We start from the raw sequence: 14,257 nt of genomic DNA, 5'->3' as shown, positions 1-14,257 counted from the left end.
GTCGCCTAGGCAGCGGAGCGGTGCGCCACCGGTCGCCGTCGCAGCGCGGGCTCGAGCACAGCGGGCGGGTTGTACTGCTGATCGAGGCGTCCGACATCGGTGCCGGGCGGGACGATCGCGTCGATCCGGTCGAGCACCTCGTCCGTGAGCGCGATGTCCACTCCCGCAAGCAGGTCGTCCAGCTGCTCCATCGACCGCGGGCCGATCAGCGCGCTCGTGACACCGGGATGCGCGATCGCGAACGCCATCGCGAGGTGGGTCATCCGGATGCCGGTCTCCTCGGAGAGCGCGACGATCTGCTCCACGGCGTCGATCCGCCGCTCGTCCTGGTTGTGCCGGAACATGGTCGCGCGAGCGAGATCGGTCTGCTGTCCCCTCCGGAACCGTCCGGTCAGCATGCCGCCGGCGAGAGGACTCCAGACGAGGACGCCCATGCCGTAGCGCTGCGCGACGGGCAGCACTTCCCGTTCGATGCCACGGTTCAGGATCGAGTAGGTCGGCTGCTCGGTGCGGAAGCGCTCGAGGCCCCGACGCTCGGAGGTCCACTGCGCCTCGACCTGCATCGAGGCGGGGAAGTCCGAGCTGCCGATCGCCCGCACCTTGCCGGTGCGGACCAGATCGGTCAGCGCGGAGAGCGTCTCCTCGAGGTCGACGGTGTCGTCAGGACGGTGCGCCTGGTACAGGTCGATGTAGTCGGTCCCCAGCCGACGGAGCGAGTCCTCGACGGCGCGCATGATCCATCGGCGGGAGTTGCCGCGCCTGTTCGGGTCGGTGCCCATCGGTCCGTTGAACTTCGTGGCCAGGACCACGTCGTCGCGACGGCCGGCGAGCGCCTTGCCGATGAGCTCTTCGGAGCCGCCCTGCGAGTATCGGTCGGCCGTGTCGATGATGTTGATGCCCGCATCGATGGCTCGATGCACGATGCGGATGGAGTCCCGCTCGTCGCCGTTCCCGATGCTGCCGTCCGTGCCGAGCATCATGGCCCCGAGGGCGAACGGGCTCACCTGGATCCCGGTCCTGCCGAGGGTGCGGTAGTGCATGTCGTGTTCCTTCCATCGATGGCGCTCTGCTGTCCGGTGCCCTATCGTTGACCGAAGTGGAACGCCTTTCCGGAAGCATGCGGAACAGTGTTCCGTTTATGCAACCCCCGGAGGATCCATGCGCGCCGACGCCCGCCGCAATGCCGACGCACTGACCGACGCCGCGCGCGAGGTCTTCGCCACGGAGGGGGTCGACGCGCCCGCGAGGCTGATCGCCGAGCGCGCAGGCGTCGGAGTGGGCACCCTGTACCGCCGCTTCCCGCAGCGGTCGGACCTCGTGGTCGCCGTCTTCCGGCATGCCGTCGATGCCACCGCGGCGGCCGCGGACGAGCTCGCCGCCGCGCACTCCCCGGATGACGCGCTCGCCCTGTGGCTGCAGCGCTTCACGCAGTTCGTCGCCACGAAGCGCGGGCTCGCTGCCGCGCTGCACTCCGGAGATCCCGCCTTCGAGGCACTGCCGTCGTACTTCACCGCCGAACTCGGCGGAGCGCTCGAACGTCTTCTCGACGCCGCAGCCGAGGCGGGGACGATCCGCCGCGACGTCGACGCGACGCAACTCCTGTACGCCGCAGCGAACCTCTGCCACTCCGCGGGGTCGGAGGAGCAGAGTCAGGTCCTGGTCGGGCTGCTCGTGGACGGTCTCCGCTACCGCGCAACGGCCGGGACCCGCCCCTGACGCACCCTCGGTCGGTCACATCCCGGCGTGGTCGAAGGCGATGGTCGGCACGTCGACGACGTGCGAGCCGCCGTCCGCGACGATCACGGCACCGGTGACGTAAGACGACTCCCCTGACCCGAGGAAGCGCACAACCGAGGCGATCTCGGAGGGGCGCGCCGGGCGACGCAGCGGCACGTCGGCCGTGACGGTCGCATACGCCTCCTCACGGGAACCGAGCCCCGCGTGCGAGGCGAACTCGTCCATCTCGTCGTCGGCCATCGGCGTCTGCACCCAGCCGGGGCAGATCGCGTTCACCCGCACGCCGTGCCGGCCGTAGTCACGTGCCAACGTGCGGGTCAGACCGATCAGCGCATGCTTGCCCACCGTGTACCCGGCCACCGACGGGCCGGCGAACAGACCGGCGAGCGAGGAGACGATCACGATCTGCCCCTTCGCCTCGATCAGCGCAGGAAGGGCCTCGCGCGCCATCGTGAACGCCGTCGTGAGGTTCGCGCGGATCGCCGCCTCCCAGCTCGCATCGTCGGTGTCGCCGACCGGGGAGAACCCGTGGCCGCCGGCATTCGCGACGAGCACATCGATGCGACCGAAGCGCGCCAGCACCTCGGCGACAGCGGCCTGGGCCGACGCGGTGTCCGCGGCATCCGCGATGACGGGCACCGCACCCACCGCCCGCTCCACCTCGTGCAGCGGCTCCGCTCGCCGACCCACCACCACGACGTGGGCCCCCTCTGCCGCGTAGCGCTCGGCGATGGCCGCGCCGATGCCCGTGCCGCCTCCGGTGATGACGACGACGCGCCCTGAGACGCTCGATCCGACCGTGATTCCCATGTCTTCTCCTGTGTGGTGTTCGCTCGATGCGCGTGCGCGCGGTGGTCTGGTCCGATGCGTCCGTATCAGGCGGGGAATCCCGAGCGGGCGGTGTAGCCGAAGTCGCTGATCAGCGTGGTGCCGTTCACCGCCGCGGCGTGAGACGACAGCAGGTAGGCCACGTGGGCGGCCACCTCGTCCGCGGTCTGCACGGGGAACCCGGGATCGTCCAGAGCGGCCTCCCCCAGATCGCCGCGACTCATCGGTGTGTCGACGATCGACGGGGCGATCGAGTTCACGCGGATCCCGGTGCCGAGGAGATCGACGGACAGCGCGCGGCCGAACTGGACGACCGCGGCCTTCGACGCGCAGTAGGGGACCATCCCTGGTGACGCGACGAGGGCCGAGTCGCTCGCGAGGAGGACGATGGATCCCCGATCCGCGATCCGCAGCGCGGGGAGCGCGTGCTTGAGCACCAGGAAGGGCCCTGTCACGTTGACGGCGAGCACGGTGTTCCACGCAGCGAGGTCGGTGTCCTCGATCGACGAGCCGACCGGGCCGGAGATGCCTGCGCAGCACACCACGTGATCCACCCCGCCGAGACCGTCGACCGCCCTGAGCACGCCGGCGCGCACCTGCTCTTCATCCGTCACGTCGGCGAGGACGAGAACCGCCTCCGCCGCTTCCGGAACAGCGTCCCGCACGAGCGCAGCGGTGCCCTCCAGAGCGGCGCTGTCGCGGTCGAGCAACGCCACCCGCATCCCCTCCCGCGCGAGCGCGCGGGCCGTGGCGCGCCCGATGCCGCTCCCGGCACCCGTGATCAGGGCCGTCCTGTCGTGCAGCTGCAGATCCACCTGTCCCTCGCAGGCCGTCCCTGCACCGGTGGTGCGGGAGAGGACGGCGATGTCATCACGGTCATCCTGCTCCCCTGTTCCCGGCCGTTCGAAGGTTCGGGAGGAGGCTGTGCACGCTGGCACCATCGTCTTTCCCTCAGGGTCAAGCGCGTCGTCGACAGCACGAGCAGACTCGCTCTATCGACGATTCCCCTCGTCGTCGATGCCGTGTCCGCACGGCCGTCACCCAGCAAAGGAGCCGACGTGGCAGACCCGACATCCGCGTCCACGACGCATACGCACACCTCCCTCCGACCCGGAGCCCTCGGCGTCGCCGGGATCGTCTTCCTCGTCCTCGCCGCCGTCGCCCCGCTCACGGGCATCGTGGTGGTGGCCTCGCTCGCCATCGCGCTGGGCAACGGCGGTGGCACGCCCATGTCGTTCTTCCTGGTCGCGGCGATCCTGCTGCTGTTCGCGATCGGCTACGCCCAGATGTCGAAGCAGCTCGTGAACGCCGGAGGCTTCTACGCGTTCGTGGTGAAGGGCCTCGGTCGCACCGGTGGCCTCATCGCGGGTCTGATCGCCACCCTCGGCTACAACTTCTTCGTCGTCGGAACGATCGGCACCAGCGGCTTCTTCATGCAGACGATCATCCGCGACCTCACCGGCCTCGACGTGCACTGGCTCGTCTGGGGCCTGCTGTCCATCGTCGTCTGCTTCGTGCTGGCCCGGGTGGGTGTCGACTTCAGCTCGAAGATCCTGGGGGTCTGCCTCGTGCTCGAGGTGCTGATGCTCGTGGTGTTCGACATCTCCGTGCTCGTGCAGACGGGCTACGACGTGGCGGCGTTCAGCCCCGAGGCCGTGTTCTCCGGGTCGCTGCCCATCGGCCTGCTGCTGGCGGCGACCGGCTTCCTCGGCTTCGAGGCGACGGCGCTGTTCAGCGAGGAGGCCAAGCAGCCGCTGCGCACCATCCCGCGGGCGACCTACACCTCGATCATCGCGATCGGCGTGATCCTCGGTGTCACCACCTGGGCCGTCGTGAGCGCGACCGGTGTGGCGCAGGCCCAGGCCACCGCGCTCGAGCACCTGCCAACGGGCGACCTCATCTTCTCGCTGTCGCAGCAGTACCTGGGCGGCCCGCTCACGACCGTGATGATGATCCTGCTCCTGGTGAGCCTGTTCGCCGCCATGCTCGCCTTCCACAACTCGGCGACGCGCTACCTGTACTCGCTGGGGCGGGCCAGGATCCTCCCGCAAGCCCTCGCCCGCACGCGTGCCAACGGCGCGCCGCAGCTGGCCGGGATCGTGCAGGCCGGCTTCGCCGCGGTCGTCGCGGTGATCTTCGCCATCGCGGGAGCGGACCCGATCGTCACGCTCGTCCCCGCCATGCTCGGCTTCGGCACCCTGAGCGTGCTGATCCTGCAGGGACTCGCCGCGATCTCGATCGTCGTCTACTTCCGCCGCCGCCAGGACCCGCGCTGGTGGAGCACGTTCATCGCCCCCGGCATCGGCTTCCTCGGCATCGCGGCCATCTCCGTCCTCGCCGTCGTGAACTTCAACATCGTCGCCGGGTCGGAGGAGCTCGCCATCCGGCTGATGCCGCTGCTGCTGGTGGTCGCCCTGATCGGCGGCATCGGCTACGGGGCCTACCTGAAGCGCGCCAGACCGGCCGTCTACGAAGGCCTCGCCACCGACCTGGAGCAGTTCAGCGACCGCTGACCCCTCCCCCAGACCATCCATCGAAGGAGATCGCATGACCACTCTGAATCCCGCCGACACCTCGACCTGGCTGCCCCTGGAGGGACTGGCACCCGGCTTCGACGCCAACAAGGCCCCGCACTCGACCGCGCTGAGCGGCACCGAGGTCACCGTCGTCGACGGTCGCGGCACCCGCATCGTGCATCGCTTCGCCGACTCGACCGTCTCGTGGGAGTACCAGCCGGGAGCGGAGGACGACACCGAGGCCGCGGCGGACACCGACGACTACGAGGCCTTCGAGGTCGACGAACAGCTCTACTTCGTGCAGTTCCACCACCGCTACCTGCCGCACGAGGCCGTCTCGCTCATCCTCGACCTGCGACAGGGCCGCGCTCTGGCCGTGATCTCCGAGATCCTGCCGGCACCGGAGCAGGGCCGCACCCGCGTGCAGCACCATTTCGCCCCCGGGGTGATCGAGGGCATCGAGCAGAGCGGCGAGGAGGCCGCTCCCACGAGGACCCTCATCGGTCGCAGGGTCGAGTGGGTGTACAGCGAAGAGCACGCGTACGAACACGTCTACCTGTCGTCGCACTGGTACTCGTGGCAGTGCCTCGCGGGACCGGAACGCGGCCTCGCCGACACGGATGAGAACAGCGTGTGGCAGATCCGCCCCGGCATCTACGTGTTCGCCTGGCGCGAGAAGGTCATCCCCTGCGCATCCGTGACGATCGCCGACCACCGCGACGTGAACGCGATCCGCTCGCACGGCGTGCTGTTCGGCCTCGACGAGAGCGGGGAGGTGCCGACGCACTTCACGTTCGGCGCCCACGGACGACTGCTCTCCACGACGCTGCACGCGCCGGAGCTCGAGCCCGCGACCTTCGGAGCCGTCTGACATGACCGACGTCGCCGACCTCATCGTCACCGGTTCCGCGATCCGCACGGCCGACCGCGCGAACCCGGTGGTCGAGGCCTTCGCCGTGCGCGACGGCAGGATCACCGCGGTCGGAGCGCGCTCGGACATCGAAGCGCTCCGGGGCCGCAGGACCCGTCTGCTCGAGGTCGGCGACGCGGCCGTGTACCCCGGTTTCGTCGATGTGCACAACCACCACGCGCTCGCCGGGCGCACGGACCTGTTCGAGTTGTCGCTCGCGCCGTCGCTGAGTCTCGATGAGGTGCTCGACCGCGTGCGGGAGAAGGCCGCGGAGCTGCCGCAGGACGCCTGGATCGTCGGCGGCGCGGTGGCGACCACCCTGCTGCCCTCCCTCGCGAACACCGCGAGCCGACGCCGCCTGGACGAGGCGAGCGGCGGGCGCCCGGTGATGCTCATGGAGGATTCCCGCCACAACCGCTGGGTGAGCAGTCGGGCGCTGGAGCTCGCGGGCATCACGGCGGAGCACGCCCCCGAGTCGGGGGTGACCCTTCTCGACCCTGACGACGGCACGCCCTCCGGCGTCCTGCTCGAAGCCGCGGGGATCCCGGTGCAGGAGGCGTACGACCGCACGGGCGGGCTCACACCGCAGCAGCACGCCGCGGCCTCCCGACGAGGTGTCGAGATCCTCAACTCCTACGGCGTGACGGCGTTCCAGGATGCAGGGGTCTCGGTGGACATCCTCCGCGCGCTCTCCGACCTCGACCGCGCGGACGACCTGCGCGCCTGGGTCGTGTCATCGCTGCTGATCAACGACGAGATCTTCGGGTTCGACCCGATCGGCGCTCCCCTGCTCGACCGGGGCGAGGAGTTCCGCACCCCGCACCATCGGCCCGATTTCGTCAAGATCTTCCTCGACGGCGTTCCGCCGGCCCGGACCGCCGCCTTCCTCGACCCGTACCCCGCCGACCCGGTGCACGGCGCACACTTCCACGGCGAGACGACCATGACCCTCGACGAGCTCACGAGGTGGCTGCGCGCCGTGGCCGAGCGTGGCCTCGGCGCCAAGGTGCACTGCACGGGGGACGGCTCCGCCCGACTGGTCCTCGACGCCGCGGAGCAGCTGCGCGCAGCAGGCTTCACCACGCCCGTGCAGATCGCGCACGGGCAGTTCCTCGCCGAGTCCGACATCCCTCGGCTGGCGGAGCTGAACGTCTCGGCCGACATCTCCCCGTTCATCTGGTACCCCGGGGTGATCCCGCAGGCGCTGGCCGACGTGCTCGGTGATCGGGCGGAGCACTCGCAGCCCAACCGCTCTCTCCTCGATGCCGGGGCGCTCGTGGCCGGCGGATCCGACTGGCCGGTGAGCGATTCCCCGAACACGCTGGAGGGTCTGCAGGGCCTGGTGACCAGAGCCGATCCGCTCGGCCGCGCACCGGGACGTCTCTGGCCCGAACAGGCGATCACGGCGCAGGAGGCGCTGGAGGTCTTCACGATCAACGCGGCGACCGCGATGGGCCTCGGAAACGAGACCGGATCCCTCTCCCCCGGCAAATCGGCCGACTTCGTGGTGCTGGCACGCGATGCGATCGCCGGGCCCGCCGACGAGATCGTGCACACCTCGATCGAGTCGACGTGGTTCGCCGGTCGCCGTGTGCACGGGGACTGACCCGCGGATGCGGCGGTCGCGCCGATACGATGAGGCGATGCGACGCTTCCCCTCCTCCGTGTACGGCGTCGGAGAAGAGCCCGACCCGCGGTTCTCGCTCGCCAACGAGCGCACGTTCCTGGCGTGGACCAGGACTGCTCTCGCGCTGATCGCCGGGGGCGTCGCGCTCGAGGTGCTCGGCCTGGATCTGCATCCGGGGTTCCGCCTCGCGGCCTCGCTGCTGCTGATGGTGACCGGTACCGTGGTCGCGCCTCTCGCGTGGTGGGAGTGGATGCGGGCGGAACGCGCGATGCGGCAGTCACGGCCGCTGCCCGGCGCGCTGTCCGCCGTGCTGCTGGCGGCGGTGGTCGTGACGGTCGGGCTGCTGGTGCTCGCCGGCGTGCTGTGGCGTTGATCGGTCAGCGCGGATGATGCGACGTGCCATCGAACCGCAACGACGGTATGACCCCGGACTGCAACCGGAGCGCACCGAACTCGCCTGGCGACGCACCGCCCTCGCGATCGCGATCGGCTCGCTGCTGTCGCTGCGGGTCTTCCCGCTCGTCCTGCCGCCCGTGTTCGGGGCCTGGGGCATCGCACCAGGCGTGATCGGCGTCGGCACCGCATGCGTGCTCTGGATCGCCGCACGACGACGACAGCGCCGCACGACCGCCGTGCTCACGGAGACGGCGGCGGGGCCCCTTCCCGGTGGTTCGCTCCTGCTCGCGCTCACCGTGTTCGGGACCGGCTTCGGCGTGATCGCGGTGGTCCTCGTCGTCGTCGCACAGCTCGCGATGTGACTGGTCGGCACCGACGCCCCCTCAGACGTCGGTGCCGACCGGACCCGGTGCCAGCCGGACCCGGTGCCGACCTCAGTCGGCGACCGTCAGCACGGCGCGTCCCACCGCGCGCAGCACAGTGGCGTCGTGCACGGAACGGGCACCCGGCACGTAGCGCACGCGCTGCAGCGAACCGCCGCGGAACGGATACGACCGGTGCTCTTCGTGCAGCTCCCAGTCGACGGGGCCACCGAAGTCGTAGCCGACGCTGATGCCCGTGAAGGGCGACATCCCGATCAGCATGGACACGTCGTCGATCCGGGCGTCGTCTCGCCCGTCGACCTCGACGCTCGCGCTCCAGCGCAGACCGGGCTGTTCGTCCATGCGCACCACGAGGCGATGCGGACCGGCGCCGAGCAGGGAACCTCGCGCGCGGTGCATGCGTCCGTACGCGTTGTACACGAGCAGCGGGGCGCCGCGGTCGAGCGCGAGCAGGTAGCCGCCGCCCTGGTCGCCGTGCGCCACGATCACCCCTGCGGCGTCGTGGCCGGCCTCGAGATCCACCTCGATCCGGAACGAGCGCAGCACCGTCAGCTTCGCCGCACGGAATCTCTCCAGCGGCGGGCGGAACGGGATCAGGTCGACCGGTGCCGACAACGGCTCCTCGGTGTCGGGTCGCACCCGGAACAGCGCACCCTCGTCGTCCAGCGGGAACACTGTGTTTCGCCATGCCTCGGCATGCCAACGATCTGCGAGTGCGGCGACGACCTCCGGGTGGGCATGCGCGACGTCGACGGTCTCCGTGGGATCGAGCTCCAGGTCGTACAGTTCCCAGCGCCCGCCTGCCGGTCCTTCGTCCGGTGTGGGGGTCACGGTCGAGAGCGCCTTCCAGCGGCCGTCCACGATCGCTCGCCGCCCCACGCACTCGAAGTACTGCACCTCACGCCCGTCCGCGCGAGGGTTCGCGAGCACATCCACGATGCTGCCGCCGTCCATGTCGAGCGCGGGCACGCCGTTGCGTTCGGCCAGGGCAGGCACCCCGCAGAGTTCCAGCAGCGTGGGCGCGAGGTCGGACACGAACACGAACTGGTCGCGCAGCCCGCCGCGCATCGGTGCATCGGGCCAGGACACGAGCAGAGGCGCGTGCACTCCCCCCTCGTAGGTGGTGGCCTTGAACGAGCGGAACGGGGTGTTGGACACCCGCGCCCACCCTGTGGGGTACTGCCCGAACAGGCGCGGCCCGCCGATGTCGTCCACGTCGCGCGGCACGTCGGTGACCCAGTCCTCGGGCATGCCGCCGTGGCTGCCGAACTGCGCGAAGTAGCTCCGCGTGCCGGTCGGACCGCCCTCCGCCGTCCCCCCGTTGTCGCTGGCGATCACCACGATGGTGTTCTCGCGCTCCCCGCTGCGTTCGAGTCGATCGAGCAGGCGACCGACGCTCTGGTCGATCTCGTCCACGGCCGCCGCGTACACCTCCATGTGCCTCGCGAACAGCCGCCGGTCCTGTTCGGCGAGGTCGTCCCAGGCGGGGATCTGCGCACCGTCGGCTATCGCGTCCGCCGGCAGGTCGGCATGCGCCGGCACGATGCCCCGTTCGCGCTGCCGAGCGAATCGATCCTCGCGCATCCGGTTCCACCCGGCCTCGTACCGACCGCGGTACTTCGCGATGTCGATGTCCTTCGCCTGGATGGGGCCGTGCACCGAGGTGTGCGCGTAATAGAGGAAGAACGGCTTGTCGGGGTCGTTCACGCGCAGATCGTCGATCATGCCGATCGCCCTGTCCGTGAGCTCGTCCGTCAGGAAGAAGCCGTCGGGGTACTCATGCAGATCGACCACTGCGTTGTCCTGCACGAGCCGGTGCGGGTGATGCAGCGAGGTGAAGCCGTCCATGCTGCCGAAGTACCTGTCGAAGCCGCGCTGCAACGGCCACGTGCGACGGTCGGCTCCGTCGTGCAGGCTCGACTCCAGGGTCAGGTGCCACTTGCCGACCATGAACGTCGCGTATCCCCCTGCCCGCAGCGACTCGGCGAGGGTCGGGGCGTCGGCGGGCAGCTCGCAGCTGAACCCCGGGTAACCGGGATCGACGTGCGCCACGAAGCCGAAGCCCGCACGGTGGGGGTTCAGGCCCGTGAGCAGGGCGGCGCGGGCCGGGGAGCACATCGGAGCGGTGCGGTAGTTCGTGAAGACCCAGCCGTCGGCGGCCAGCGCGTCGATGCGCGGGGTGTCGATCTCGCTGCCGAAGGGCCCGAGGTCGCTGAAGCCCAGATCGTCGATCAGCATCACGATCACGTTCGGAGCCCCCGCTCTCGCGCGGCGAGGCTCCGGCCACCAGGGCTCGGAGGACGAGGTGAACGCCTCGGCGCGGCCCTGGAACCGTTCGTATCCACGGGCTTCGTACGACACGGACATTCAGCCCGCCTTCCGGATGAGCTCGAAGATGCGGGTGCGCAGCTCGGCGAACACCGGGAGGGCTCGTGTCGTGAGCTGATCACGAGGACCGCTGAAGTCGATCTCGATGATCTCGGTGACCTTCGCGGGGCGTTCGCCGAGCACCACCACACGGTCGGAGAGGTAGACCGCCTCATCGATGTCATGGGTGACGACGACGATCGTCATCCCGAACTGCTCGCGGATGCGCAGGCACAGGTCCTCCAGCTCGAAGCGCGTCTGCGCGTCGACCGAGGCGAAGGGCTCGTCCATCACGAGCACCTCCGGCCGGTAGGCGATCGCCCGCGCGATCGCGACGCGCTGCTGCATGCCGCCGGACAGCTGCCAGGGGAACTTGGACTCCGCACCGGACAGTCCGACGGCGGAGAGGGCGGCGGCGATGCGCTCCTCGCGCTCCGCGGCGGGCAGGCGCAGATGCTTCAACGGCAGGCGCACGTTCTTCTCGACCGTGAGCCACGGCATCAGCGACCGGGTGTACTCCTGGAACACGAGCGCCATCTCCTCGGGAGGGCCGTCGATGGGGGTCCCGTCGATGGCCGCGCTCCCGGCGGTGATGCTCTGCAGCCCGGTGAGGCACTTCAACAGGGTGGTCTTGCCGATGCCGGAGGGACCGACGATGCAGCACACCTCCCCGGCGTGCACGTCGAAGGTGAGGTCGGCGATCACGGGCACAGGACCCGCCTTCGTCTCGTACGACTTCGCGAGGCCCTGCACGCTCAGGCGCACCGGCGCGGTGACGGTGGTGGTGGTCATGCGTTCTTCTCCTGTTGCTGGGAGGCGATGTACCAGCGCAGCACGCGGCGCCGGAAGAGGGTGAACACGGCGGTCGCGGTGTATCCGATGACGCCGAGGACGAGGATCCCGGCCCACATGTCCGGGATGGCGAAGGACTGCTGCGCGAGCAGGGTCGCCGCTCCGAGCCCCGTCGAGGAGCCGAGCATCTCGCTCGCGATCATGACGACGAACGCCGTGATCAGACTGACCTGCATCCCGGAGAGGATGCGCGGACTCGCAGCGGGGAGCATCACGGAGAACAGCCGCTCGCCGGCGCTCAGCCGGTACACGCGGCTCACCATCTCGAGTGTGGGCTCGCCGGCGCGGACGCCGTCGATCGTCGAGATCAGGATGGGGAACACCGCGGCCAGGGTGATGGAGAGGATGCGCGTCTCGGTGCCGAAACCGATGAGCGAGACGAAGATCGGCACCAGCGCGACCGGCGGGATCGCACGGAAGAAGTGGATGGTCGGCTCGGCGAACCAGCTCAGCGGACGGACGAGGCCCAGCAGCAGCCCCACGAGCACACCGATCACGGTCGCCAGTAGGAAGGACACCACCAGGTTGCCCACGGACGAGGCGATGTCGAGCAGGAAGGCGGGCGTCTGCGCGAGCTGCCAGAGCCGTTGCAGGATCGTCTGCAGCGGCGGGAAGAACGCGTTGGTCGACCCGGCCGAGGCGAACCACCACAGCGCCAGCAGCGCGACGGGCACCGCGATCTCGGCACCGAGCAGAACGCCGCGCGGGAGTCCGTCCTGGCCGCGTCGTCGAGCGAGCCTGGTTCGGGTCTGGATCGACGAGGTGAGGGTCATCACACGACCTGCTTCCGGTATTGCGGATGCCAGTGCAGGAGCGTGCGCTCGCCCCACTGGCTGAGTCCCTGAATCAACAGGCCGAGCACGCCGAGGATCAGCACGTACGCGAAGAGCTGCGCCTGGTTGCCGGTGATCTGCGACAGCAGCAGGCTCTGGCCGAGACCCGGCCCTCCCCCGAGGAGTCCGGCCACCACCGCGACCACGAGCGATGTCGGTGCGGCGACCCGCACGGCCGTGCCGATGTAGGGCAGCGCGCTCGGGAGCACGATCCGGCCGAGGATCTCGGCTCTTCCCATGCCGTACGAGCGTCCGGTGGCCCTGGCGACCGGATCGGTGTCGAAGACGCCGGCCGAGGCCTGCACGGCGATCGCGATGAAGCAGCCGAAGAACACCAGGAAGATGCCCATGCTCGCCGTCGGCCCCATGACCAGCACGACGACGGGCAGGATCACGATCGGCGGGATGGGTTTCAGGAACTCCAGCGGCACCCGCGTCGCGTGCATCGCGAGCGGGGACGTGCCGATCGCGACGCCGAGGGCGACACCGACGACGATCGCCAAGACGAGTCCGACCAGGGCCATCGTGAGCGTGTCACCGAGGGCCGTCCACGTCGCAGGGGTTCCGAGCAGACGGATCGCCTCGCCGATCGCGGCCGTGGCTGCCGGCAGCGGTGACCCGGCGAGCGGCCCGGCGGTCGCCGACCATTCCCAGAGCGCGAGCGCCGAGACGACGCCGGCTGCTCCGATGAGCGGCGGGAGGAGAGAAGAGCGGTTCATGAGCATCATCCGGCGGCGAGGACGATGCCTTCGAGGTCGACCGGAGCCGAGAGGAAGCCGAGGGCGACGAGCTTGTCGTTCACGCGTTCGAGATCCACGGGCGCCACCTCGGCCGGCCAGAACGGCAGCTTGACGTCGTCGACCGTCAGCGTCGAGCCTGTGGCGTCGATCCCGGCCTGGATCGCGTCCTCCGGGTGCTCGTTCGCGTAGGCGTTGCTCTTGGCGACAGCGCGCTGGAAGGCGGCGATGGCATCGGCCTTCGCCGCGATCGTGCTCTCCCCCGCGGTCCACAGCCCCACGGCGCCCTCCTCGAAGAAGCCGACGGACGGCGAGTCGAGCTGCACCGCACCCGCCGCATCCGCCTCCGCGGTGAAGGGACTGACGAGACCCGCCGCATCGACCGTGCCGCTCTGCAGCGCGGCGACCGCCGAGGTGAAGTCCAGGACGACCCATTCCACCGAGCCGGGGTCGACGCCGGCACGGTCGAGGGCATCGGAGATGACGACTTCGAGCTGCGCCTTGCGCGCGGGGATGGCGATGGTCGCCCCCTTCAGGTCCGCGACCGAGGAGATGCCGCTGGCGGCGGAGGCGAACAGACCGGTGTCGTCGACGGCCGCGGGGTCTTCGGCGTCAGCCGCTCCGGCGACGAATCCGTCCGCCGGTGCGACGACCTTCAGCGGGACGCCGCTGCTGAGTGCGTTCAGCAGCGGGATGCTGGGGGCGTACGCGATGTCGACCTGTCCGCCCTGCGCGGCGGCGAGTCCGGCCGGCGGGTTGGCGACCACCGAGGTCTCCAGCTTCAGCCCCTCCTCCTCGAAGAAGCCCTGCTCCTGTCCCCGTATCAGCGCCCCGTCGGAGACGAGGCCGATGGTCGCGACCTTGAGCGTCGTCAGCTCGCCGTCGCCGCCGGAGGAGGACGCGGGGGCGGAGGTGCAGGCTGCGAGCGCGAGCGTCCCGGCCACCACGAGGGCACCGGAGGCGCGACGTGCGAGTCTTGTGACGTTCATGAGAACTCCTCTTCGAGTTAGTCACCGGTTGGTGATTTTAAAGATCGTAGTCGCGCTTAGTACTTCGTTGATTACGATCGGG

General features: G+C 70.0%; 14 protein-coding genes. 6 read left to right on the top strand and 8 right to left on the bottom strand.

What is annotated here, in order from left to right:
• Positions 1–5 precede the first annotated feature (5 nt).
• Complete coding sequence (locus FFS56_RS11845) at positions 6–1,040, bottom strand: aldo/keto reductase (protein WP_127011931.1); 1,035 nt, start codon at positions 1,038–1,040, stop codon at positions 6–8.
• A 118-nt stretch (positions 1,041–1,158) separates the two neighbouring features.
• Between FFS56_RS11845 and FFS56_RS11840 the strand changes: the two genes are divergently transcribed.
• The gene (locus tag FFS56_RS11840; RefSeq protein ID WP_127011930.1) at positions 1,159–1,716 is read left to right on the top strand and encodes a TetR/AcrR family transcriptional regulator; all 558 of its coding nucleotides are present in this window, start codon (positions 1,159–1,161) and stop codon (positions 1,714–1,716) included.
• 15 nt (positions 1,717–1,731) lie between these two features.
• Here the strand turns inward: FFS56_RS11840 and FFS56_RS11835 are convergent, their stop codons facing one another.
• Positions 1,732–2,547 carry an SDR family oxidoreductase gene (locus FFS56_RS11835; protein ID WP_046748887.1) on the bottom strand — a complete coding sequence of 272 codons (816 nt, stop codon included), beginning with the start codon at positions 2,545–2,547 and terminating at the stop codon, positions 1,732–1,734.
• A 65-nt stretch (positions 2,548–2,612) separates the two neighbouring features.
• On the bottom strand, positions 2,613–3,506 hold the full coding sequence (locus FFS56_RS11830; protein ID WP_233437390.1) for an SDR family oxidoreductase: 894 nt from the start codon (positions 3,504–3,506) through the stop codon (positions 2,613–2,615).
• Between the two features lie 117 nt (positions 3,507–3,623).
• On the opposite strand from FFS56_RS11830, the gene FFS56_RS11825 reads away from it, so the two are divergent.
• The 5 genes from FFS56_RS11825 to FFS56_RS11805 are packed head-to-tail and all read left to right on the top strand — an operon-like array spanning position 3,624 to position 8,376.
• Positions 3,624–5,078: an APC family permease gene (locus tag FFS56_RS11825; protein WP_046748886.1), complete on the top strand. Its 1,455-nt coding sequence runs from the start codon at positions 3,624–3,626 to the stop codon at positions 5,076–5,078.
• Positions 5,079–5,112: 34 nt separating this feature from the next.
• Complete coding sequence (locus FFS56_RS11820; protein ID WP_046748885.1) at positions 5,113–5,952, top strand: molybdenum cofactor biosynthesis F family protein; 840 nt, start codon at positions 5,113–5,115, stop codon at positions 5,950–5,952.
• Position 5,953: 1 nt separating this feature from the next.
• Entirely contained in the window at positions 5,954–7,597 is a 1,644-nt protein-coding gene (locus tag FFS56_RS11815; protein WP_046748884.1) for an amidohydrolase, read from the top strand.
• A 37-nt stretch (positions 7,598–7,634) separates the two neighbouring features.
• Positions 7,635–7,991, top strand: a complete 357-nt coding sequence (locus FFS56_RS11810; protein ID WP_127011929.1) for a DUF202 domain-containing protein — start codon at positions 7,635–7,637, stop codon at positions 7,989–7,991.
• A 13-nt stretch (positions 7,992–8,004) separates the two neighbouring features.
• Positions 8,005–8,376 (top strand): DUF202 domain-containing protein, encoded by a 372-nt coding sequence (locus FFS56_RS11805; RefSeq protein WP_227751372.1) that lies wholly within the window; start codon positions 8,005–8,007, stop codon positions 8,374–8,376.
• 72 nt (positions 8,377–8,448) lie between these two features.
• Here FFS56_RS11805 and FFS56_RS11800 read toward each other — a convergent pair whose 3' ends face one another.
• Genes FFS56_RS11800 through FFS56_RS11780 form a run of 5 tightly spaced genes read right to left on the bottom strand, consistent with a single transcriptional unit; the run spans position 8,449 to position 14,175 of the window.
• Positions 8,449–10,764, bottom strand: coding sequence for an arylsulfatase (locus tag FFS56_RS11800; protein WP_127011928.1), 2,316 nt, complete (start codon positions 10,762–10,764; stop codon positions 8,449–8,451).
• The gene (locus FFS56_RS11795) at positions 10,765–11,556 is read right to left on the bottom strand and encodes an ABC transporter ATP-binding protein (protein ID WP_082108700.1); all 792 of its coding nucleotides are present in this window, start codon (positions 11,554–11,556) and stop codon (positions 10,765–10,767) included.
• Complete coding sequence (locus FFS56_RS11790; protein ID WP_082108699.1) at positions 11,553–12,389, bottom strand: ABC transporter permease; 837 nt, start codon at positions 12,387–12,389, stop codon at positions 11,553–11,555. Before FFS56_RS11790 ends, FFS56_RS11795 begins: the two co-directional genes overlap by 4 nt.
• Complete coding sequence (locus FFS56_RS11785; RefSeq protein WP_046749066.1) at positions 12,389–13,168, bottom strand: ABC transporter permease subunit; 780 nt, start codon at positions 13,166–13,168, stop codon at positions 12,389–12,391. The genes FFS56_RS11790 and FFS56_RS11785 overlap by 1 nt, the downstream gene beginning before the upstream one ends.
• Positions 13,169–13,173: 5 nt before the next feature.
• On the bottom strand, positions 13,174–14,175 hold the full coding sequence (locus tag FFS56_RS11780) for an ABC transporter substrate-binding protein (protein ID WP_046748881.1): 1,002 nt from the start codon (positions 14,173–14,175) through the stop codon (positions 13,174–13,176).
• Positions 14,176–14,257: the final 82 nt, after the last annotated feature.

The organism is Microbacterium sp. Beta (assembly GCF_005502545.1).
Classification (GTDB): domain Bacteria; phylum Actinomycetota; class Actinomycetes; order Actinomycetales; family Microbacteriaceae; genus Microbacterium; species Microbacterium oxydans.
The sequence above is the reverse complement of the archived record's forward strand: the minus strand, read 5'-3'. Positions and strand labels throughout refer to the sequence as shown.

Bases quoted from the DNA above. Each gene is read 5' to 3' on its own strand.
- FFS56_RS11805 (WP_227751372.1), top strand. From the start codon at position 8,005: ATGATGCGACGTGCCATCGAACCGCAACGACGGTATGACCCCGGACTG.
- FFS56_RS11785 (WP_046749066.1), bottom strand. From the start codon at position 13,168: ATGAACCGCTCTTCTCTCCTCCCGCCGCTCATCGGAGCAGCCGGCGTC.
- FFS56_RS11820 (WP_046748885.1), top strand. From the start codon at position 5,113: ATGACCACTCTGAATCCCGCCGACACCTCGACCTGGCTGCCCCTGGAG.
- FFS56_RS11830 (WP_233437390.1), bottom strand. From the start codon at position 3,506: ATGGTGCCAGCGTGCACAGCCTCCTCCCGAACCTTCGAACGGCCGGGA.
- FFS56_RS11800 (WP_127011928.1), bottom strand. From the start codon at position 10,764: ATGTCCGTGTCGTACGAAGCCCGTGGATACGAACGGTTCCAGGGCCGC.
- FFS56_RS11815 (WP_046748884.1), top strand. From the start codon at position 5,954: ATGACCGACGTCGCCGACCTCATCGTCACCGGTTCCGCGATCCGCACG.
- FFS56_RS11840 (WP_127011930.1), top strand. From the start codon at position 1,159: ATGCGCGCCGACGCCCGCCGCAATGCCGACGCACTGACCGACGCCGCG.
- FFS56_RS11780 (WP_046748881.1), bottom strand. From the start codon at position 14,175: ATGAACGTCACAAGACTCGCACGTCGCGCCTCCGGTGCCCTCGTGGTG.
- FFS56_RS11845 (WP_127011931.1), bottom strand. From the start codon at position 1,040: ATGCACTACCGCACCCTCGGCAGGACCGGGATCCAGGTGAGCCCGTTC.
- FFS56_RS11835 (WP_046748887.1), bottom strand. From the start codon at position 2,547: ATGGGAATCACGGTCGGATCGAGCGTCTCAGGGCGCGTCGTCGTCATC.
- FFS56_RS11795 (WP_082108700.1), bottom strand. From the start codon at position 11,556: ATGACCACCACCACCGTCACCGCGCCGGTGCGCCTGAGCGTGCAGGGC.
- FFS56_RS11810 (WP_127011929.1), top strand. From the start codon at position 7,635: ATGCGACGCTTCCCCTCCTCCGTGTACGGCGTCGGAGAAGAGCCCGAC.
- FFS56_RS11790 (WP_082108699.1), bottom strand. From the start codon at position 12,389: ATGACCCTCACCTCGTCGATCCAGACCCGAACCAGGCTCGCTCGACGA.